The following is a 21,787-nucleotide window of genomic DNA, read 5'->3' on the forward strand; positions in this document are numbered from 1 at the left end:
GGTTTTACTCATCTCGTAAACTGTCCACTGGATTGGCACGAGCGGCTTTCCATGCTTGGTAGCTTGTCGTTACCATTGCGGTCAACGTGGCTATTCCAGCAGCTAATATCAAGATATTCCAATGAATGTCTATTCTGTAAGCAAAGGATGCCAGCCAAGTTTTGCCGGCATACCATGAAAAAGGCAGTGCAATAGAGATGGCGATCGCCACCAAGGTTAAGAAATTTTTAGATAATAGATAGAAAATGCTGATCGAGGAAGAGCCTAGTATCTTTCGGATGCCGATTTCTTTGGCACGTCGTTCGGCAATATAAGATGATAAGCCATATAAGCCGAGGCAGGAAACAAAAATAGCCAGTAAGGCAAAAAAATGAAACAAGTTGCTTAAGCGTTGTTCCCCAAGATAGAGCTCTTCCAGATCCCGATCTACAAAGCCATAAGAGAACGGAAAATTCGGATTTAACTTTGTATTAATTTGCATCAGCGCTTTAAGTGTAACTTCCAATTTGTTTCTTGGCGCTTTGATAACAACCATCCCTCCCCAATCATTGTATTTTAGAACAATGGGCTCGATAACCTGACTGGCGGGTTTAAAATTGAAATCTTTCACTACACCGATAATCATTCCTTTTTTGTCCCAAAGCGTAAAAGGTATACCGATGGCTTGTTGAGGTGATAAACCCATATGGCTTACCAAGGTTTCGTTAACTATATAATTGCTTGAATCGTTACCAAATTGGTGAGAGAAGCTACGGCCGGCTATCAATTGCATGTCAAAAACATCTAGAAAATGTTCATCTACATCCATGGTTGGTAGGACAAGGGATGAGTTAGGATCTTTGCCCTCAAAATGATAATCTATAGTGCCACTACGCAGATTGGTAGGCACATCGTCCGTCACGGAGAAGTTAGCTGTCAGCGGATTTTCACGTAGTGCATTCCTATAGGCTTGTTGCTGTCCCCAGATATCGCCAATCATCGGTACGTACACCAGTCCCGATTTATCAAAACCGAGATTTCTGTTTTTAAGGTGATTCAGCTGCTGATAAGCTAATAGGGTGCCTACTAACAGCATGATGGAAACGACGAACTGTATAACAACAAGTGTATTGCGGAATACTAGATTTCCACTTCCGGAACCACCGAATATACCTTTAAGGACTTTTATAGGTATAAAACTTGACAAATATATTGCCGGATAGATACCAGCTACGAATCCCGTAAGTGTCGCGATGCCTAGAGCGGAGAGGAAAAAACTAGGGTTGAAAAAAGCAGCGTCAAGGGAGGCATTCGCTAGGTTGTTAAATAGGGGGAGGGAAATCCATACCAAGCCGATAGCCAAGGCAAAGGAAAAATAGGCGATCATTAACGCTTCGCTCAGGAACTGAAAAATGAGTTGCATACGGTGCGCTCCGATGACTTTACGTAAACCTACTTCTTTGGCCCGTCGTGTAGAGCGAGCCGTTGCTAAATTCATGAAATTAATACAAGCTACAATAAGGATGAAAATAGCGACAAAGAATAGGGTGTTAACATATTGATAATTGCCTCGTGCAGCCCATTCGACCTGCAAGTTTTGGGAATGAAGATGTATATCTTTTAAGGGCTGTAACTGGTAGGTTGTTTTAAGCAAAGTACCTTCTACATGCTCACGATAAATTTCGTTAATGTGCTGTTCTAAAGCCTTAAGTCCAGTATGATGGGTGGAATGAGGTAGTTGGAGCCGCAGATAACTGTGATATATAAAGTGCCCCCAGTCGTCGTTAGGATAGAGGTAATGGTCTTTGTTTAGAAAAGTTAGCGGAAGAACATAATCAAATTGCAGGTGCGAATTATCAGGGATATCTTTCAGTACACCCGTTACAGTGACCTGCTGTGTGTGGTCAATCTTTAAAACCTTGCCTATGGGGTTCTCGTCGTTGAAATATTTTTTGGCAATACGTGCTGTAATAACAATACCATCGGGACGTTGCAGGGCAGAGGTTGTATGGCCGGCAACAAGCGGGAAAGTGAACACATCTAAAAAATTGGTATCAGCGTAAATAACGCCTTTTTCTTCATACTGGTCATCTCTATATTCGAAATAATGGGTTCGTGGTAGAGTTATACGCACAAAGTCGGCTACCTCGGACATTCTTTCTTTGAGTTCAGGCGCTAAAGGTGAAGGCGAGACAGCAGCTTTAAAATGCTCATGGTCCAGCATAGACTTTATACGATAGAGCTGATCGGCATCGGTGTGAAAGCTGTCGTAACTGCGCTCGTGCTGTACCCATGACAATATCAGCATACTGGCAGCGAGGCCGACTGCAAGGCCAGCAATGTTCAAGCAAGCAAAAGATCTGTGCCGTATTATATTCCGCCAAGCGATTTTTATATGGTTCTTAAACATGATTTTAATTTTTACTCATCCCTTAAACTATCCACCGGATTGGATTTTATCGCGCTTGATATAATGCTACCAGTAACGAAAAATAAGAGCAGAATCAGCCCTATTAGCGGAAATATAAACACGCTCATGGTCAATTCTATTCGTGAGGCATAGTTTGCCAGCCATTTATTCATGAGGGTGTAAACCAAGGGACAACCGACCAGCACCGCTAGGAAGAACGTTATGTAAAATTCTTTGCTGAATAGCATGATGATTTGTTGTAAAGAGGCGCCTAACACCTTTCGGATACCGACTTCTTTTAGACGTAGATTAATCGCTAAAGCGGTTAGCCCGATCAGACCCAAAGCGATGATAACAATCGAGATAACCGTCGCAGCCTGCGAAGCGCGCTGTAGTTGAAGCTCAATCGTATACATGTTCTTAATTGTATCATCCATAAAACGAAATTCGAAAGGGGCTTCTGGCATAAGCTGTTTCCATTTTTTTTCAAGCGCGGTCAACGCGTCGAGTGTGGAACCTGCGTTAAGTCGAATGGATAAAAATCGATACTGGTTATTATTTTTAATTGAAAACCAGATTACCGGAGGTGACACGCTATGCATAGAATTGGCATAGAAATCTTCTGTAACACCAGCTATAGTCCCTACAAACCGACCATTGAACAAGCTGATCTGTTGTCCGATAGCTCCCTGTGGCATATGGAACCCCAATGCTTTTGCCGTTTTGTTGGTGATGACCAGTTTCGAATTATCCGTCATAGCTCCCTTTTGGTTAAAAAATTCACCGGCCAATAACGGAATACTGTACGTTTCGGAAAAGTATGAATCGGATGCGATCATCAATGCGTCTACTTCGTCCTCGCTTCCTACTTTTTGTATTTGTTGTATGCCGTCAGCAAATGCTCCAGGCACACCATAAGACAGACTGAGATTTTCGACATGAGGTAAAGCGCGTAACTGTTCGCGCACCAGCTCCATTTTATGCAGACCTGCTTCCGACCAGTCGCGTGGCGCTTGTACGGTAATGAGATAGTCTTTGTCATAGCCTAAATCTCCTTTCATAAAGATATCAACTTGTCGGGAAATAACAACGGCGGCAATCAGAACAACGATAGTAACCGTGAACTGTGTGAATAACAATATGCGGCGTATAAGATGCTTTTGCTGTATGTTCGTCAGCTGGTTCTTCATTGATTCCAAGAGATGGTTTTGGGACAGCTTCATGGCAGGATACAAACCGGAGAGCATACCTAAAAATAATACCGCAAGCATAAAATAAACGAAGAAGAATACCGGCAGCTCAAAGATGTTTGGCAGCGCGGTCAGCATGATGGACTCAAACAAAGGTGCTAATAGAGGATATAACGCCAAAGCGCCTAAGCCGGCGATCCATACCAACATGATGTATTCGGTGGTCAATTGTAGTATCAATTGGAACCTGTTGCTTCCCATCGTTTTTCGAACGCCGATTTCCTTTAGGCGTGTGAAGCTTTGGCTTACCGTAAAATTGATGAAATTGACCACAGCCATGATGAGGAGAAAGCCTGCTATGAGTATCAAGACCTGCGTTAGTTGTCTCATAGCACCATTATTATCATCTAGATAATAGGAGGAGAGTGGTTTGAGTTGCGGAATAAGGTTGGCCGCAACTTGCTCGTCGGCGTGTTGCTTTAATAAATTTTGTATGGGGATAGCTAATTGTTCGGGTTGCACGTTTTCCTGTAGCTCGATAAAACCGGCAATCCATAGATTATTCCAGTTGTCTACGTTTCTGCCGAAATACTGTTCGCTCGCAATGGGAAGGAATATGGAGCTGCTCAAGGCGGCATTCAGTTCCATAACGGAATTTTGTGCAGTCGGCTTCAGTACGCCTGTTACAACGAAATCCCGTTTTTCGCCTGCGAAATTGCGAATAGTCAGATTTTCGCCGAGAACTTCTTTCTTACCAAAATACTTCATCGCCGCTGATTCTGTGATAACAACCGAGAACGGAGAGGTGAGCGCTGTGCTTGGATTTCCTTCGAAAAGCTCAAAGCCGAACATCTCAAGCAACGTGGAATCCCCTAGAGAAACGGACTCCTCGTAAACAGCTGTTCCATTGGATATGATGCAAGTTAAACCATCGATGCGGTAATAATTTGCGACAAGGTGGGGGTATTCTTCCCGTAATGCTTTCGGGAGGGCACCAATCGTAGTGAGTTCTAGGCCGATACCAGTTTTTTTGTATTCGCTTTGCAATACATACTGTCTATCTTGATGACGTAGATCGCTATTTACTTGATGCGTCTGCCATACGTAAGCGGCGATCAATAACACGAAAGTCATGCTCGATACTAACCCAACGATATTAATGACGGTATGGAACTTCCGTTTCCAGACATTCCGCCACGCGATTTTTATATGGTTCTTAAACATGATCTTAGGTTTTACTCGTCCCTTAAGTTTTCAGCAATATTTGTCCGGGATACTTTTAAGATGTTGATACAAATCGTGCACGCAGCGACGACAAGTACACTGCTTGCCGCTACGGCAAACAGCCACCCGCTTTACGAAATGCGATAGGCGAAGTTCTGTAACCATACATCAGCGGCCCACCAGCCCAATGGAATAGCCACCACGACGGCAAAGGCAATGAGCCGCATAAAATCTTTCCCTAGTAAAAGACCGAGATCAGTGGCATTAGCACCTAATATTTTGCGGATGCTGATTTCTTTCGTACGTCGTCCAATCAAAAACGCAGTTAGGGCAAATAGCCCGATAACAGCTATAGCAATCGCCGTAAATCCGAAAAAAGCGACGATACGTTGCAAACGAAGATGGCTGCTAAAGAGTTGATGGAAATTTTCGTCTAAAAAGGAAAGCCGGATACCGAATCCCGGCTCGACACGTTTCCAGAGATTCTCGATCGCTGTCACCTGTTTTCCGATGTCACCATCGGCCAGCTTAACGAGTATGGCCCCGCCCGACTGGAACATACAAGCATCATTACCGATGGTAAAAACGGCTGGTTGTATCTGCTGTTCCAGCCCAAGGACGTTAAAATCTTTCACGATGCCTACAACTTCCATCGGAATGCTGTCACAATCGGGATAGGTAATATAGGTGCCGCCAGCGTGTTGAAGCCCGAGCTTCATCGCTGCCGTCTCATTGATAATGGCCGAGCGCGTATGTTGATCGTTGTAGCTATCCGTGAACAGTCTGCCATCGATCAGTTTGATATCCAGTGTTTCAAAATAATCTTTACTTACTTTGACTGATCCAAGACGGTGTAACTCGCCATTATGCTTAAAATTCATCGTTGATGTGTCGGAGAATTGGTCGCCTGGAACCTTGGTAGTCTTTGCCACTGTTTGTACTCCAGATATACTTAAGAGGCTATTCTTGACTTGCTCGAAATTATCTTCTCTGGTCTGCATCATTAATGCCTGTATCCGTAGTACCTGCTCTCCCGAAAATCCTTTGTCAAACTGCTGCATGTAATTTAGTTGACGGTCGACAATCACAATCCCGATGATAAAAAAAGCAGCGACCACAAATTGTATTACAATCAATCCATTGCGGAGGGTAGCCCCCTGTTTTCCACTAGAATAGTCTCCTTTCAACACCTTGGTCGTATTGTAACGAGAAAGGAAGACGGCGGGATATAAACCCGAAAGTAAAGTGACGACAACCAAACATGCTATAACCTGTGTGACGAGACCCCATGAAAATTGGGCATCGAAAAGACGTAAGGAGATCTGGAATTCCCGGTTGAAGTAGGGTAAGGCGATATGTAAAAGCAGGATAGCAATTCCTAATGCGATAAGACACTGGATGACGATTTCACCCATGAACTGCCAGAATAATCTTGCTTGGCTAAAACCTAATACCTTCTTCACGCCGACCTCTTTAGCCCGTTTTAAGGAAGAAGCAATGGACAGATTACTGAAATTAACAGCCCCTGCAAATAGGAGCAATATTGCCAATACCAGCAAAATGGAAATATTAGCCATATTGCTGTTTCCATATTTTGGAAAGTTGTGGATATCATGGACGGCATCAACAAACAGACCTTCTTGACTTCCCGACGTACGAAAGGCTTCATAGGTCATGTTTTTGTCTTTCATCAGTCTATCGGTATAATAAATCCGATCGATTGCGGATTCTACTTCTTCGCCCCGTATAAGACTTTTGGTTTTGACATACGTGTAATAGGACCAGTTTCCCCAGTGGTAATTGTCGGTTTCATATGGCGAACGATACACCATCTGAATATCTAGATGCGTCGGTCCCTGGGGATGTTCCATGACAGCGGTTACCTCGCGTTCGAAGGAGTTGAATACTTTAATCGTTTTTCCGATAGGATTTTCCTGTCCAAACAGCTTCGTTGCGATAGCTGCGCTGATGACCATGGCATTCGGTTTGTGCAGCGGGGTAAGCGGATCACCATCTATAATTTTATAGGGGAACACTTGAAAAAATAACGAGTCGGCAGATATCGCCCCACTTTGCGATATTACCTTGTCTTCCACAGATAACGGTATTTCAAATGTGACATCTGTGGAGATTTTTGTAGCGCTCTCGATCTGAGAGGCGTTATCTCGCAATAAAGCCGCTAAAGGGGCCTGTGTATTCGGGGAAATATCGTCGTCGGCATCACGAATGGAAACCTTAAACACTTTTTCAAGTCCCGGATCCCAGCGGTCATAACTTAGTTCGTAATTGAGGTAGAGTAAAATCACCAAAAAGCTTGTTAGCCCGACCGATAAACCTAAGATATTAATGGCTGCGTAGCCCTTGTTTTTCCAGAGGGTACGGAAAGTGAATTTTATGTAGTTCTTTAGCATGGTTCGTATTTTAAATCATCCTTCCTAATTACTCATCCCTTAAGCTATCTACGGGATTTGCCCGTGCGGCCTTAATGGCTAATGTACCGACCGTGAATAATGCAATTAAAATAGCGAGAAGACCGGCGAAGAAAAATGTCCACCAAGGTATGTCTATCCGATAGACAAAATCCTGTAACCATTGATGCATAATCCACCAGGCAATAGGAGAGGCGACAACAATGGCCAAGATGACCAGCTTTAAGAAATCTTTCGACAGCATCGTGGCGATGGTGGCAACCGACGCGCCTAATACTTTTCGAATACCAATTTCTTTTTGTCGTTGTATCGTAGCAAAGGAGACTAACCCGAACAACCCCAAACAAGCGATGAAAATAGCTAATCCGGAAAATAAGGCCGTTAATGTTGCGGTACGCTTTTGTTGAACAAATTTTAGCGCATACGCTTCATCCGCAAAGTGAATGTCTATCGGATAATCTGGATTGTATTTTTTTAAGATGGTTTGTATTTGCTCCAAATTAGATAACAGGTTATTATCGGTGTTTAGCCGAATATGTATATAGCTAAAATAGCTGGCGGGGCCTTTCACCATCATCGGGTCGATTTCCTGGTAGGGTGATGCCAATATGAAATCCGCTATGATACCGACTACGTTCCATGTTGTCTCGTATATTGTTCCTTTACCTTCTATAATAGGAGTACCTAGCGGATTTGTAAGCCGCATACGCTTAACAGCAGTTTCATTTAATAATACGGCATTGGAGTCAGATGGGTGTGTGTAAATATCAATGTCTCGTCCAGCTAGCAATTTTATACCCATCGTTTGCGTGAAACTGGCATCTGTACTCATGGTGTTAAAGGTTACGTCATAATCTTCCGGTTGCGCATTGGGCCAGGAATAACCCCAACTATTGCTGTTGTAAGATGTGACACGTCCGGCCGATTTAACAACACTAGAGGCGATTCCCCGCTGCATGAGCTCGTGACGCACTACCTCATAATTCTTTCTTAAATCGCCGTCCAAAGCGATGTAAACCAAATTGTTTCGGTCATAACCGCTATCACGATCCTGCCCGTAGCGTATTTGCTGGCTGATGATAATGGTGCAAATGCCTAAACAGATGGAGATGGTAAACTGTAGCGTTACTAATACCTTCCGAGGTTTGAAATTTCCTTTGGCCGATACGAGATTGCCTTTAAGGGTTCTGATTGGCTCAAAAGCGGACAATACGAAAGCGGGGTATATACCGGCACCAAGAGTGGCAGCACCAATCACAGTCGCAAAAAGCACCCAAAATATAGTGGGCTGGTCGTCTATGCTGATGTCGCTGTTGATAAGGTTGTTAAAGAAAGGGAGCCCTATGACGGTGAGTAACAATGCTATGATGCCCGCCAGGAGTGTTATCATAAACGACTCCAATAAAAACTGTTGAATAAGTGTCTTCTTTGGAGCGCCGACGACTTTGCGGACACCAACTTCTTTAGCTCTTCTTTCCGCCCCCGCGGTGCTGAGGTTGACAAAGTTAATACAGGCAATGAGCAGAATGAATACTCCGATTAAAGCAAACATACGTAAATTGACAATATGACCAGCTACCATCTTTCCATTCTCCGATTTATTATACAGATGCCAACGGTCTGCTGGATAGAGATAAATACGGGCTTTTACCTGATTGTTGGTGTGATTCCTCACCAGATCGGCGATATTTCGATTGGTTGAAGACAGGGAAACACCCTCTCTTAACAAGACGTATGTTTGGTGATTGTAGCTTGTCCAAGAATCATTGAATGTCCAGCCGGCGGTGGTTAGAAAACCCCACGAGCAGAAGAAATCGTTTCCATGAAATGTAGAATTGCTTGGGATATCTTGGATAACACCTTGCACAGTCATCGAAGCTAATGTATCTATTTTTACTGTTTCTCCTATCACCTGCGTATGCCCAAACATTTTCCTCGCTAAGGATTCAGTCAGTACAATAGCGTCATGCCTTGTAAGCGAGGTTTCTGGATTCCCTACTAAAAACCGAAAATCAAATAATTTGAAGAATCCAGAATCGCTCACTGTACCGGAGGCTTTAAAACGTTTTTCGTCGTCATGGAGAAGGTGATTGACGGTAGCGGTTCTGACGACTTCTTCTAGCGCTGGATGCTCCTGTTTTAAGATCGGGCCTAGTACTGCGGGCGTAGCACCCCATGTGTGGGCTTTACCCTCAAATGTATCGAGCGTATATACTTGAGATAGGCGATCGGTTTTAGCGTAAAAGCGATCGTATTGTACTTCAGCGTTTACCCATAACCCGATGATGAGCGATATGCTTATACCCAACGCTAAACCAAGAATATTGATGGTGGAATTCCCTTTGTTTTTCAAAAGGTTTCTCCAAGCTATTTTGAAATGGTTTTTAATCATTGGTGTTTAGTTATAATCTCCGTATCTCATTAATTTTTAAACGTGCGCCGTTTCCATAATGACCTGCCCATCCAACATACGGATCACACGGTCGGCGAATTTTGCATCGTGTTCACTGTGTGTTACCATCACGATAGTCGTGCCGGTCTCGTTCAATTCTGTCAATAACTGCATGACTTCATTACCATTGTTTGAATCCAGATTACCCGTCGGCTCATCGGCTAAGATGAGTTTCGGGTTGTTGACAACTGCGCGGGCAACGGCCACACGTTGCTGTTGGCCTCCAGATAACTGTTGTGGAAAGTGATTGCGCCGATGCATAATCTGTACTTTCTCTAATACCTCTTCTACACGGCGTTTGCGTTCCGCAGCGGGTACTTTTGTGTACACTAATGGAAGTTCTACATTTTCAAATACAGTCAGTTCATCAATCAGATTGAAACTCTGGAAAACAAAACCAATATTATGTTTACGCAGATTAGAACGATTGCTCTCTTTGAATTTCGCCACTTCCGTGCCGTTGAATAGATAGCTTCCTTCGTCCAAATCATCTAATAATCCGACGATATTTAACAGGGTTGACTTGCCACAGCCGGAAGGCCCCATGACAGCCACAAATTCACCTTCTTTTACGTGAATACTGACATTGTTCAATGCGACTGTTTCCACCTCGTCGGTGCGGTAATATTTTTGTAAGTTGGTTATTTTTATCATGCTTTATAATAACTAGTTCGATCTAACATTCAATTCCTGTATCTTATCATACGTTTCATAGCTCGACACGATAACTTTATCGCCGGGTTGTAAACCTCCAATTACTTCGTAATATTCTGGATTCTGACGCCCGAGCTGTATATCTGCCCGATAGGCGGTATTCCCGTTTTTATCTAATTTGAAAATCCAATTTCCACCCGTCTGTTGATAGAAGCCTCCTTTTGCCAGTAGTAACGCTGTTGTTTCGTCGCTTAGCGCTAAACGAATTTGCAACGTCTGTCCGCGACGTACACTGGAAGGTGTTTGCCCTTCGAACTCCATATCTACTTGGAAGCGTCCGTTCGTTACTTGTGTGTACACTTTTTTGATTTTCAGTTTATAGACCTTCCCGCTCAAGGTGAATTCACCAATCTGTTCCGTAAAGATACGATTGATATAATGTTCATCAATGTCAGCACGTACTTTAAATCCGGTCAAAACATCGATTTGCCCAAGCCGTTCGCCGGCATTTTTATTCTGACCGATTTCTGCATCAAAAGACGTTAGTTGTCCGTCAACAGGGGCACGCACGATAAGGTCATCTACTTTCTTCCGCATGAGATCTAATGCGCTTTGCGTGCGTTCATATGTCTTTTGATCCTGGAGGGCTTTTTGATTATTGGAAATGGAATCTTGACGAAGGATTTGTTTGGTCAATACCACACGTTGCTTTTGATAGTTGTATTCGTTAGCCGATTTCTCGTATTCCTGCGAGCCGATAGCTTTTTCCTTATATAATTTTTGGTTTAAGCTATACACGCGCTCCGCTTCCCGAAACGCCTGCTGTACATCCGCCATTTGATTACGGTTGTTGATGGTCATTTGTTCCGCGTTGGTGCGTGCAATCTGCGCCTGTGTTAAGAGATTGAGCACTTGGGTTTCTTGCTGGACGAGGCTCAGTTCTTGATCTGTATTTGCCAACCGCATAATCGGGTCGTCCTTTTTTAAGATCGCACCATCTTCCACATATTTTTCTTCTACACGTCCCCCTACAGAAGCATCTAGATAGATACTGCTAATGGGAAGTACCGTTCCGTTAATCGGAATAAATTCTTGAAAGGCACCTTCTTTTACCTCGGCAATACTGATGCGATCGGCATCAACATTCAAACGGCTGTTTCCACTCGTAAAATAGTAGCTTGCACCGATTAAAATGATGATCCCAACAGTACCGGCGAGCGTTAAGATCCGCTTACTATTCCATTTCTTTTGCTGTATTGGCCTGTCCATTAAAAAATTAAAGATTTATGTTTGTCCACTTTTTACTATACAACGCTGTGCCAATATTGTAATTGGTTTATTCATAGTGTTTTAATTTGCTTGTTTCGCAAAAGGTGTCCGTATACGGACAGTTAGCTGTTCGGTCGTGAACAAGGGGATAAACGTGTGAGCAAAGAGAAAATTTCTACGGCTCCCATGCTAGTTGAGGAGCGCACGGAAGCCAATAGAAATAGAGAGAGAAATAGAAAAGTATATTTTTGTTATGATTTATTTAGAATCATTTTAAACTATTGTAAAGATGCTGGTTATTTAGAAAGATTACAAATAAAATATAACGTATAAGGAAATTGTTGTTTAAGAATTGGAAATAATAGTTTTTCTTCTTTCTTTTTCTCCGCGAAAAAGAAACAAAAAGCTCGTCGCTGAAAACCTTTGGCATTGGAGATAGTGCAAAATTGGTATTTCTACATTTGCCAAAGCTTTTAAGGCGACATTTGAGGTTAAGGGAAGGACCGTGCAAATGCGTAAATGGACGCGTTCAATAATTGATACCGATGCCGCGGATTAAAATGACCTTATATTGTTCTGCGACCATTTTTCTGAAGGCTATTCCGTATAGAACAAAATACTGTCCGAGCGGAGCGAGTTTATTTTGTTCAGGAATAGACGAAGGAAAATAGCAGAACTATATTCAGTCTTGATCTTTTGTTTCTTTTCCATCAAGGGAAAAGAAAGACAAGGATGTTCGTTGACGAACAACAACTGTTCGATAGCGGACACGTGGTCTCGTTTATGTTTCCTATTATATTCTATTATAGTCTTTTATGTTTTTGGCACGTGCTATGGAAAGAATAGTAAAACACATGGTGAATGAAGAATTTTGTTATTCTAATTGTCATATTTACAATCAGCTGTAGTACGATTACGGTGGGACAAACTTCGGCCCGTTTGTCCCTTCACGAATGTGTGCGGTTGGCGGTGGAGCATAACCCAACCCTGAAGCAAACGGAATTGAACTTATATCGGAATGAGGTAAATTATCAGCAAGCGCGTTATAATCGGTTGCCGTCTTTAGAAGGAAATATAGAACATGGATATAACGAAGGACGAAGCGTGAACGCCACGACCAATCAGTTCGTGAACACGAGTTTCTTCTCTGGGGGACAGTCACTTTATCTCAGTGCGCCGATATTCAACGGATTTCAAATTCTGCATGACATCCGGCGCAGGGCTAGTGCCCGGGAAGCGGGAAAGTTGGAATTTGAAGGTGCCGTGAATGAATTGAAGCTCGATGTTATAGAAGCCTATGTGTTGGTGTTGACGGCGCAGGATATGTTGCTGCAGACAGAGGGACAATTGGCCGTAACACGAGAAAATGTAGACCGGATGGAAATCATGCAACGGGAGGGTGCCGCTGATCCGGGCGATTTCTACGATTTAAAGGGGCAATTGCGTACTGATCAAAATATGTTAGAAACAAACAAACAGGTGCTGTACGATCGACGATTACGTCTAGCCGCTTTATTGAATATGGCTATTGATGAATTGCCCGAATTAGAACCATTACCATTCTCTATTGATCAAAAACGTTATTCCGGCCTCGAGCTGTATCACACCGCGATAGACGTGTTACCACAATTTAAGGCCTTGAATTGGCGTGTCAAGGAAGCCCGACAACAAATTAAAGTGACGAAATCCGATTATTACCCCTCGCTATCGCTAGCTGCTTCCATCCAGTCTCGTTTTTCAAGTATTGATGAATCGGGGTTTAATTATTGGCAACAATTCAGAAACTATCCTGCAAAAGGCGTTTCGCTGAATTTACGCATTCCGATTTTTAGTAAGATGCGGATAAGGACACAAGTAAAACTGGCGAAATTAGACTTGGATGAGGTGAAATGGGAACAAGAAATTCAAGAAAATGCATTACGGGAAGAAACTGCCAAAGCGGTGTTTAGCATGAAAACGCTTCGGGAAAATGTAAATAATTTGCGTGAACAAGAGCAAAGTTATCAAGAGGCCTTCCGTATTGCGCAGGTGCATTTTGACGCCGGGAATAGTAATTCTGTTGTATTTCTTACGGCAAAGAACAAGCTGGACAATACCCGGAATGCATTGGTAATTAAACAATACGAGTGGATAATGCAAAAATATATCAATGATTATTATGCAGGAACATTAAGTTTGTAACTTAGAAAAAGATTACCTTAGTTTGTGATGAAGAAAGCCGCTATTTTAGTAGTTGATGATGACCAGGATTTGCTTACAGCCGTTCGCATCTTATTAAGACCGAAAGTAAAGCAGATCATAGTCGAGCCTAATCCTGAAAATATTTTCCGTACGCTGGAGCGGAATGCCATTGATATGGTGTTGCTGGATATGAATTTTAAAAGTGCCATCAACACGGGTAACGAGGGCCTGTTTTGGCTGGGGAAAATCAAAAGCCAATATCCGCATATCAAAGTGATCATGATTACGGCCTATGGCGCGGTTGATCTTGCGGTGCGTTCCCTCAAACAGGGAGCATCAGATTTTATCGTAAAGCCTTGGCAAAACGAGCATCTATTGCAGACGTTGACGGCCGTTTTCGAAGAAGCAAAACAAACAAAAGGGCGAGACAAAACAATCACCCAAGTCCATCGTCAAGAACATGATTTGATAGGTCGATCGGCGATTATGGAAGACCTCCAGTATAAGATAGATAAAGTCGCGCCGACAGAAGCAAATATTTTAATATTAGGCGAGAATGGGACAGGAAAGGACTTGATTGCGCAGGCTTTACACCGGCGTTCCTTGCGAGCAAAGCAAACCTATATTAAAGTGGATGTAGGGGCCTTGACCGAAACACTTTTTGAGAGCGAGCTGTTTGGCTATAAGAGGGGTGCTTTCACGGATGCGAGAGAAGACCGGCAGGGCCGTTTTACGGCGGCGAACGGCGGTACTTTGTTTTTGGATGAAATAGGCAATATCAACCTACAGCAACAAGCTAAACTATTGAGCGTTCTGCAAAACCGGCAAGTCGTGCCGTTAGGCTCTTATGAACCAGTTCCGGTGGACATTCGATTGTTGAGTGCGACTAATGTGCCTTTGAAAGCGCTGGCCGATGAAAGCAGGTTTCGTAAAGATCTAGTATACCGTATCAATACGGTAGAGATACAGGTGCCGCCGTTACGGGAAAGAGGGGAGGATATTGCGTTATTGGCAAACCACTTTCTAGACTTCTATAACAGGAAGTATCACAAGCATTTGGAGGGCTTCGAACGTGATGCGATCCAAAAAATAAAAGCCTATCATTTTCCGGGTAATGTTCGCGAACTTCAATACAGTATTGAACGTGCCGTCATTATGGCGGAGCAAAAAAGCATACGGGATAGCGATATTTTGTTTTCTCCCATCGAGCAGGCGATGCGGGAGGATAATAAGCTGGGTGAACCGGCTTATGCTAATCAGAGCCTGGAAGAAATGGAACGTCACGCCGTTCAATCCGCAATCGAACGTTATAATGGCAATATCAGCAAAGCAGCACGCGAGTTGGGATTAACAAGAGCTGCGTTGTATCGGCGGATGGAGAAATATAACATTTGATAAATGGAGCGAGTGCGGGATTTTTTCGTTTGGAAAATACTGTTACTGCTATCGGCTGCGGTAGGAATAGCCTATTTATGCTTTCTGAAATCTTATTTACTTGCAGTGGTAAGTTTTATTGGGCTTTTCCTGCTCGCTTCTCGATGGTTGGGCAAACAGCGGAAATTAGTCGGTGAGGTACTTGATTTTTCCGAATCGGTACGCTACCGGGATTTTACCCGACGGTTCGTAGTCAAGCATCCGAAAACGGCTGAGGGAAGATTGTTTGCCGCATTTAACGACATTAATGACGTGTATAAGCGTATCAGTATGGACAAGGAAATTCAGCATCAGTATCTTAATAAGGTTCTCAATATGCTGGATTCCGCTATTATCTTTTACCAGGAAGATACCGGAAAAGTGATGTGGATCAATGAGGCGTTCAAACAGCTCTTTCGAACGCCTCACGTCGGAAATATCCGTGGTTTGACAAAACGCCACCCTGAGTTGTATGAGAAGACAATTCACTTGAAACTTGGAAAGCAACAGGTGGAATCGATAAGCTTCGCAATGGGAAAGGTTAAACTACTCATGCACGGTTCCACGTTTTCAACGCAAGACGGGACATTTCGCATCGTCGTCTACCAAAATATTAGTGAAGCGATAGACGAGACGGAAACCCGGGCTTGGCATAAACTACTTCGGGTATTGACGCATGAAATTATGAATTCCATCGCTCCGATCAGCTCGTTGGCAGAAACGTTGCACGCTCGTTTAGAGCAGGGATATGGGGAAGAAGATATAGACGATATTAAACTTGGCATCTATACGATAAAGCGACGCAGTGAGGGTCTTTTGCAATTCGCTAAGAGCTATCGGTTAATTAATAAGGTAGATCAGCCTAATTTTGTAGATATACAATTAAAGACGCTCTTCGAGAATACCTATCAGTTGCTGGAACCTACGCTACTACAAAAAAACATTGACTTGGACATCATTTTGAAGGATACGCGTTTGGTTCTCCAGGCGGATATTAACTTAGTGGAGCAAGCTTTGATTAACCTGTTACTCAACGCGATGGAAGCGGTTAAAGATTGTGCTGCACCTTATATCAGTATAGCGGGGCTGAAAAGAGACGACCACGTGTTTATCAAAATCCAAGATAATGGACGAGGGATGTCTCCCGATATTCAGGAGCAGATATTTACGCCGTTTTTTACGACCAAGAAATCGGGCAGTGGAGTAGGGTTGACGCTCAGTAAGCAGATTATGCTCCTGCACAAAGGAAACCTTTTTGTGGAAAGTGAAGAAGGGAAAGGGAGCACATTTTCGTTGCAGTTTATGTCTTAACTTCATACTAAATATTACCTTTGTAGCATGCGCTACTACTGGGATCTGATAAAACATTTTTTTGTATCCAACAGCCGACATGGTACGCATTCTCCTTTCGTATACGGTTTGGCTTCGAGCGCCATTTATCAGGTTTCACGTGCACAGCCGAATACGCTGAAAGTCCCGTTGGATTTTAATCCCAAATATCGAAGCTTACTTTTAGATATATTGGTTTATATGAAAGTACCGGAACTGGGGTATCTGGGGCAGTCCAGTCAGACTGAGGCGCTGTTTGTGGATTTAAGGGATGCTGCTGCTGATGAGATAGCAGACGCGGTTCGTGCAGGAAAGGTGATCGTCGTACACGAGCCTTTTCGAACCCGTAAAACAAAAAGGATATGGCATCGACTAGTGCAAAGTAAGGACGTCGTCGTATCTATCAACCTATTCCACTTTGGTCTGTTAATGTATCGTAAAGAACAGCGAAAAGAAAATTTTCGGTTACGCTATCCGTTTTGGCGGGAGCGATAAACAACATGTAAATATCGGATTATTCGGTGATAGATAGCAGTCTATCTCTTAAGAGTAAACAAGCGCCTATTGCGGCAAACTTCTCTCCATGGGTAGAAAGGACAATTTTGGTGTCCTTGTTAACTACTGATAAAGAATATTTATTTATTGAGTTTTTGAGTGGGAGGCTTAGATATTCCTCTGATTTAGCAAGGATACCTCCTATAATAATCAATTCGGGGTTGAATATATTAATGAGTGCAGCCATGCCGCGGCCTAATTTTTCGCCTATTTCGTTAATAGCCTCGATAGCGAGCGTATCGTCTTTTTTTGCGGCCTGCATGATATCGTTAAGCCGGACATCTTCAATAGAACTGAATTTTTTTGTCAGAATACTGGTGGCTCCGTTTTGGATTGCTTCTATAATCTTCTTGCGTAAAGCGTGTCCAGAAGCCTCTGTCTCCAAACAACCTTTTTTTCCGCACCGACAGATAATGTCGTTGTCAAAAATGGGAATGTGACCAAACTCGCCTGAAAAGCCGGATTTTCCATAATAAAGTTGTTTGTTGATCATAATCCCCAAACCTATCCCATTATCGACGTTGATGAACAAGGCGTCTTTTTCGTTACTCAAACCCCCGTTTGTAAATTCACCGTACGACAGCGCTTTGGTGTCATTTTCAAGGAAAGTATGTATTCCGAGTTGCTGCTCGAAAAAGTTAGACAACGGATCCTCGTAAAAATTAAAATAACTATAGGAATAGCCGGTCCGGTAATTTATCCTTCCAGACAAATTAACGCCAATACCTAATATCTTCTCTTGCTTAATAGCAATCTTTGTGATAAAATCTTTTATCTCCTTACATAAATGTTGAAGAGACCGTTCGTTGTTCTCCAGTAAAAATGGGATTTCATCTTTATGGGCGACCAACTCCTTTTTCATGTTGATCATGGCAATAGAGATATAATCATCGCTTACCTGAACACCGATAAAAAAAGCGGAATTCGCCTCTAGCCCGTAATGGTTGGGCTTCCTTCCTACATTGGAAGTTAGTTTGCCATAATCTTTGACCAGTTTTTCTTCTATCAATTCGTTAATCGATTCATTGATTTTCGGAATACTGACGTTAAACGCCTTGCTTAATTCAGCAATCGTGCCCAATTCATGTGTCGCAAAATAAGCCAATATCTTCTTCTTTAATTGAACGTTCTTGTACGCCACACCGCTGATATTGGCATTATGTAAATCTTTCAGAAAACTTGAGCTCATCTTGTTAATAAAACTTTATCCAATTAACAAGCGAAGTTAGAAAAAAACTATTTAATAACGCGGCATTAGTCTATAGTCATTTTTCTAAACCTCGTAATTATTAAAAAAATTTAATAATAAATTTGAATTGTCTAATTTTTTTAATAATATTGGGTGTTTGGAATTTTCTAAACATGAACCTTAACAAATTATATATCCTTCAATATACCGTGAGTAATACTAATACAAAAACTATACATCCTATATACTGGATTCCTACTACCTGGTTTGCTATGGGCCTACCGTTTGTCGCTTTATCGGGGGCGAGCTCCATTATGTACAAGAACCTTGGCATATCTGACACGCAGATTGCCTTCTGGACGTCTATTATTATGCTTCCGTGGACGTTAAAACCATTGTGGGGGCCATTTTTAGAGATGTATAAAACTAAGAAATTCTTTGTATTTATCACTCAAATTTTTACCGGCGTACTCTTCGGTTTGGTCGGCCTTACGCTCCAACTCGATCATTTTTTTAGTTTTTCGATAGCTGTATTAACAATTATTGCTATTAGTGGCGCTACCCATGACACGGCTGCGGACGGGGTATATCTAAATGAATTGAATGCCAAGCTACAGGCAAAATATGTCGGCTGGCAAGGTGCCTTCTATAATATAGCCAAAGTCTTTTCTGGCGGAGCGTTGGTGTATTTGGCTGGGCAATTGGAAGAAGAATTAGGCATACGGAACGCTTGGATGATCGTCATGTTTGTCTATGGTATAATTATGTTGATACTTGGCGTGTATAATATGCGCGTACTGCCTTCCAAGCAGCGGGCGGCGAACACAAGTTCGTTAAAAGGGGGATTCGTTACATTAAGGGACGTCATCATTACCTTCTTCCAAAAGAAGAATATCGTGTATAGCTTATGTTTTATTGTGTTATATCGCTTCGCCGAAGGACAGGCAATCAAGATTATCCCACTGTTTTTTAAAGCGTCCCGGGCCGAGGGGGGACTGGAGTTGAGCACTTCTCAAATTGGGCTGTTATATGGGGTGTTTGGCTCCATAGCATTTGTGCTGGGATCTATTGTGGCAGGCCATTACGTGTCTAATAAGGGCCTCACCCGGAAGACATTGATGATTCTGTGCGCAGCCTTTAATTTGCCCTTTGCAGCTTACGCATTTTTAGCCATAGGTATGCCGACAAGCCTCCTGACGATCGGGGCGGCAGTGGTCACAGAATATTTTGGGTATGGCTTTGGTTTCGTGGGACTCATCCTATTTATGATGCAGCAGATTGCACCTGGCCCTTATAAAATGGCACACTATGCCTTTGGAAGTGGCTTGATGAACTTAGGCTTTATGATCCCTTCGATGGTCAGCGGTCTATTGAGTGATTATTTGGGTTATAAAGAATTTTTCATCTGGGTGTTGATCGCAACTATTCCGGCTTTTGTGGTGACCTGGTTAGTGCCGCTGAGAAAGGTGGATGAAGATGAGACAGTGGAAGCAACGCAGTAAAACCAAAACTGGATATTATTTGCATTTGTGAATAAATAAAATAAATGTTCCGTCATTATTAAAATAAATTAAAAATATATTGTTTATTTAAAATTTTATTTCTTATTTCGTGTATTAGAAACCTAACATATTATGATGAAGATACGTTACGCAGCGCTTTTATCAGTTTTCTTATGGCTATGGATCGTGCAGTTATCCGCGCAAACAAAAACAGATGTTATTATTGTCGGTGGAGGGGCTAGTGGTACCATGGCTGCAATTCAAGCTGCTCGTTTGGGGGCTAACGTGACGATAATCGAAGAGACGACTTGGCTAGGAGGCATGTTGACATCGGCGGGAGTATCTGCGATAGACGGTAACCATAAACTACCATCGGGCCTTTGGGGTGAATTCCGTCAACATTTGTACGATTATTATGGCGGACCGAAAGCCGTGGAAACTGGTTGGGTGAGCAATACGCTATTCGAGCCTGCTATCGGTAATAACATTCTCCAAAAAATGGTTAGCGCAGAGAAAAGCATCCAAGTATTGTTTGAGACTTCGTGGAGCGACGTGCAAAAAACAAACAGTAACTGGTTCGTGGATATTAAATCTAAATCTGGCAAGAGATCCACTGTCCAAGGAAAAGTTCTTATCGATGCAACGGAATTAGGTGATGTCTTAGCTTTTTTGAACGTGCCTTACTATTTGGGGATGGACAGTAAATCGCTGACTGGAGAGCCTTTTGCCTTGGATGAAGCAAATGATATCGTACAGGATTTAACCTATGTCATCACACTCAAAGATTTTGGCAAAGGAACAGACAAAACGATAAAGAAACCGAAAAACTACAACAAAGAAGAGTTTGCAGGTTGCTGCGATGTATCTGATCCGGCTACATTCAATAAAGACAATAACGATTGTTTCAAGATGTTGACCTACGGGCGGTTGCCTAACAACAAGTTCATGATCAACTGGCCCAAGAAAGGAAATGATATTTACCTGAACATTGTTGAAAAAACACCAGCGGAACGCATTAAACTATTGGAAGAAGCCAAACAGATGACCCTGCGGTTCGTTTATTACATCCAATCGGAACTAGGGTTTAAAAACTTAGGAATAGCCTATGATGAGTATCCTACTAAGGATGGTTTCCCGATGATACCTTATCACCGTGAATCAAGACGATTGCAGGCTAAATCTCTATTTTCATTACAGCATGTGATGACACCCTTTGATACGCCGGAAGCATATTATCGCACTGGTGTAGTTGTAGGTGATTATACTATCGATCATCATCATTATAAATATGGTAATGCGCCAGAAATCGATTTCGTCAAAATTCGCGTTCCGTCTTATAATGTCCCTATGGGATCGCTGATACCAAGAGATTATGAGGGATTAATTGTAGCGGAAAAAAGTATCGGTGTGAGCAATATCGTGAACGGCGCTACGCGTCTACAGCCGGTTGTCCTGGGTATTGGACAGGCCGCCGGTGTAATTGCGGCAATCTCAGTCGAAAAAGGAATAACGCCATCGCAGGTAGCGATCCGCGATGTTCAATCGATCTTGTTAGACCACGAAGCCTATATCATGCCCTATATCGATGTGCCTGCGTCAGATCCGCATTTCAAGATATTACACAGGGTGGGAGCTACGGGCGTATTGAAAGGTGTGGGAATTCCGTTTAAATGGGCTAACCAAACTTGGTTTTATCCGGAACGCGAAATCAGCGAATACGAATTATTGTCAGGCCTGAGAAGCTATTTTCCGCTATTGAATGATAACTGGAATGCTTCGGGCGAACCCTTGACGGTGAAAAGCTATCTGGGGATTGTTAAATCCATAGACAAAGAGATTTCCGTTACTGACGTGAAGGAGATGCTTTCCGGTGTCGGATATTCGAGAGAGGTGCATTCCGATACGAAACTCAGCCGTCGGTGGATATCGGTTTTGTTGGATGCTCATCTGCAATTGTTTGAAAGGGATATTGATTTTGAAGGAAACATCATTTAATACTATATTAATAATT

The 21,787-nt window shown here is 42.7% G+C and carries 13 protein-coding genes; 6 read left to right on the forward strand and 7 right to left on the reverse strand.

Translation table 11 applies throughout. The features are described 5' to 3' along the window. Positions 1 to 4: 4 nt before the first annotated feature. From C5745_RS11000 to C5745_RS11025, 6 genes are all read right to left on the reverse strand, one after another. Positions 5 to 2,389 carry an ABC transporter permease gene (locus tag C5745_RS11000; protein ID WP_105717052.1) on the reverse strand — a complete coding sequence of 795 codons (2,385 nt, stop codon included), beginning with the start codon at positions 2,387 to 2,389 and terminating at the stop codon, positions 5 to 7. Positions 2,390 to 2,400: 11 nt separating this feature from the next. Next, positions 2,401 to 4,803, reverse strand: coding sequence for an ABC transporter permease (locus C5745_RS11005; RefSeq protein WP_105717053.1), 2,403 nt, complete (start codon positions 4,801 to 4,803; stop codon positions 2,401 to 2,403). A 131-nt stretch (positions 4,804 to 4,934) separates the two neighbouring features. After that, a complete protein-coding gene (locus tag C5745_RS11010; RefSeq protein ID WP_105717054.1) occupies positions 4,935 to 7,214 on the reverse strand; it encodes an ABC transporter permease in 2,280 nt (759 codons plus the stop codon). A gap of 28 nt (positions 7,215 to 7,242) precedes the next feature. Then, entirely contained in the window at positions 7,243 to 9,624 is a 2,382-nt protein-coding gene (locus C5745_RS11015; RefSeq protein ID WP_105717055.1) for an FtsX-like permease family protein, read from the reverse strand. 36 nt (positions 9,625 to 9,660) lie between these two features. Beyond that, complete coding sequence (locus C5745_RS11020) at positions 9,661 to 10,338, reverse strand: ABC transporter ATP-binding protein (RefSeq protein WP_105717056.1); 678 nt, start codon at positions 10,336 to 10,338, stop codon at positions 9,661 to 9,663. A 12-nt stretch (positions 10,339 to 10,350) separates the two neighbouring features. After that, positions 10,351 to 11,607 carry an efflux RND transporter periplasmic adaptor subunit gene (locus C5745_RS11025; RefSeq protein ID WP_105717057.1) on the reverse strand — a complete coding sequence of 419 codons (1,257 nt, stop codon included), beginning with the start codon at positions 11,605 to 11,607 and terminating at the stop codon, positions 10,351 to 10,353. Positions 11,608 to 12,468: 861 nt separating this feature from the next. On the opposite strand from C5745_RS11025, the gene C5745_RS11030 reads away from it, so the two are divergent. The 4 genes from C5745_RS11030 to C5745_RS11045 are packed head-to-tail and all read left to right on the forward strand — an operon-like array spanning position 12,469 to position 17,025. Continuing rightward, positions 12,469 to 13,788 (forward strand): TolC family protein, encoded by a 1,320-nt coding sequence (locus C5745_RS11030; RefSeq protein WP_105717058.1) that lies wholly within the window; start codon positions 12,469 to 12,471, stop codon positions 13,786 to 13,788. Positions 13,789 to 13,815: 27 nt separating this feature from the next. Next, entirely contained in the window at positions 13,816 to 15,183 is a 1,368-nt protein-coding gene (locus tag C5745_RS11035; protein WP_105717059.1) for a sigma-54-dependent transcriptional regulator, read from the forward strand. Between the two features lie 3 nt (positions 15,184 to 15,186). Beyond that, entirely contained in the window at positions 15,187 to 16,512 is a 1,326-nt protein-coding gene (locus C5745_RS11040; RefSeq protein WP_105717060.1) for a sensor histidine kinase, read from the forward strand. Between the two features lie 27 nt (positions 16,513 to 16,539). Next, positions 16,540 to 17,025, forward strand: coding sequence for a hypothetical protein (locus C5745_RS11045; protein WP_105717061.1), 486 nt, complete (start codon positions 16,540 to 16,542; stop codon positions 17,023 to 17,025). 19 nt (positions 17,026 to 17,044) lie between these two features. Here the strand turns inward: C5745_RS11045 and C5745_RS11050 are convergent, their stop codons facing one another. Continuing rightward, the gene (locus C5745_RS11050) at positions 17,045 to 18,274 is read right to left on the reverse strand and encodes an ROK family transcriptional regulator (protein ID WP_105717062.1); all 1,230 of its coding nucleotides are present in this window, start codon (positions 18,272 to 18,274) and stop codon (positions 17,045 to 17,047) included. A 173-nt stretch (positions 18,275 to 18,447) separates the two neighbouring features. Between C5745_RS11050 and C5745_RS11055 the strand changes: the two genes are divergently transcribed. Next, positions 18,448 to 19,776: an MFS transporter gene (locus C5745_RS11055; RefSeq protein WP_105717063.1), complete on the forward strand. Its 1,329-nt coding sequence runs from the start codon at positions 18,448 to 18,450 to the stop codon at positions 19,774 to 19,776. 132 nt (positions 19,777 to 19,908) lie between these two features. After that, positions 19,909 to 21,771 (forward strand): FAD-dependent oxidoreductase, encoded by a 1,863-nt coding sequence (locus tag C5745_RS11060; RefSeq protein WP_243403319.1) that lies wholly within the window; start codon positions 19,909 to 19,911, stop codon positions 21,769 to 21,771. The last annotated feature ends 16 nt before the right edge of the window (positions 21,772 to 21,787 follow it).

The sequence above is a fragment of the Sphingobacterium haloxyli genome (genome assembly GCF_002980525.1).
GTDB lineage: Bacteria > Bacteroidota > Bacteroidia > Sphingobacteriales > Sphingobacteriaceae > Sphingobacterium > Sphingobacterium haloxyli.

Bases quoted from the DNA above. Each gene is read 5' to 3' on its own strand.
- C5745_RS11000 (WP_105717052.1), bottom strand. From the start codon at position 2,389: ATGTTTAAGAACCATATAAAAATCGCTTGGCGGAATATAATACGGCAC.
- C5745_RS11005 (WP_105717053.1), bottom strand. From the start codon at position 4,803: ATGTTTAAGAACCATATAAAAATCGCGTGGCGGAATGTCTGGAAACGG.
- C5745_RS11010 (WP_105717054.1), bottom strand. From the start codon at position 7,214: ATGCTAAAGAACTACATAAAATTCACTTTCCGTACCCTCTGGAAAAAC.
- C5745_RS11015 (WP_105717055.1), bottom strand. From the start codon at position 9,624: ATGATTAAAAACCATTTCAAAATAGCTTGGAGAAACCTTTTGAAAAAC.
- C5745_RS11020 (WP_105717056.1), bottom strand. From the start codon at position 10,338: ATGATAAAAATAACCAACTTACAAAAATATTACCGCACCGACGAGGTG.
- C5745_RS11025 (WP_105717057.1), bottom strand. From the start codon at position 11,607: ATGGACAGGCCAATACAGCAAAAGAAATGGAATAGTAAGCGGATCTTA.
- C5745_RS11030 (WP_105717058.1), top strand. From the start codon at position 12,469: ATGAAGAATTTTGTTATTCTAATTGTCATATTTACAATCAGCTGTAGT.
- C5745_RS11035 (WP_105717059.1), top strand. From the start codon at position 13,816: ATGAAGAAAGCCGCTATTTTAGTAGTTGATGATGACCAGGATTTGCTT.
- C5745_RS11040 (WP_105717060.1), top strand. From the start codon at position 15,187: ATGGAGCGAGTGCGGGATTTTTTCGTTTGGAAAATACTGTTACTGCTA.
- C5745_RS11045 (WP_105717061.1), top strand. From the start codon at position 16,540: ATGCGCTACTACTGGGATCTGATAAAACATTTTTTTGTATCCAACAGC.
- C5745_RS11050 (WP_105717062.1), bottom strand. From the start codon at position 18,274: ATGAGCTCAAGTTTTCTGAAAGATTTACATAATGCCAATATCAGCGGT.
- C5745_RS11055 (WP_105717063.1), top strand. From the start codon at position 18,448: ATGAACCTTAACAAATTATATATCCTTCAATATACCGTGAGTAATACT.
- C5745_RS11060 (WP_243403319.1), top strand. From the start codon at position 19,909: ATGATGAAGATACGTTACGCAGCGCTTTTATCAGTTTTCTTATGGCTA.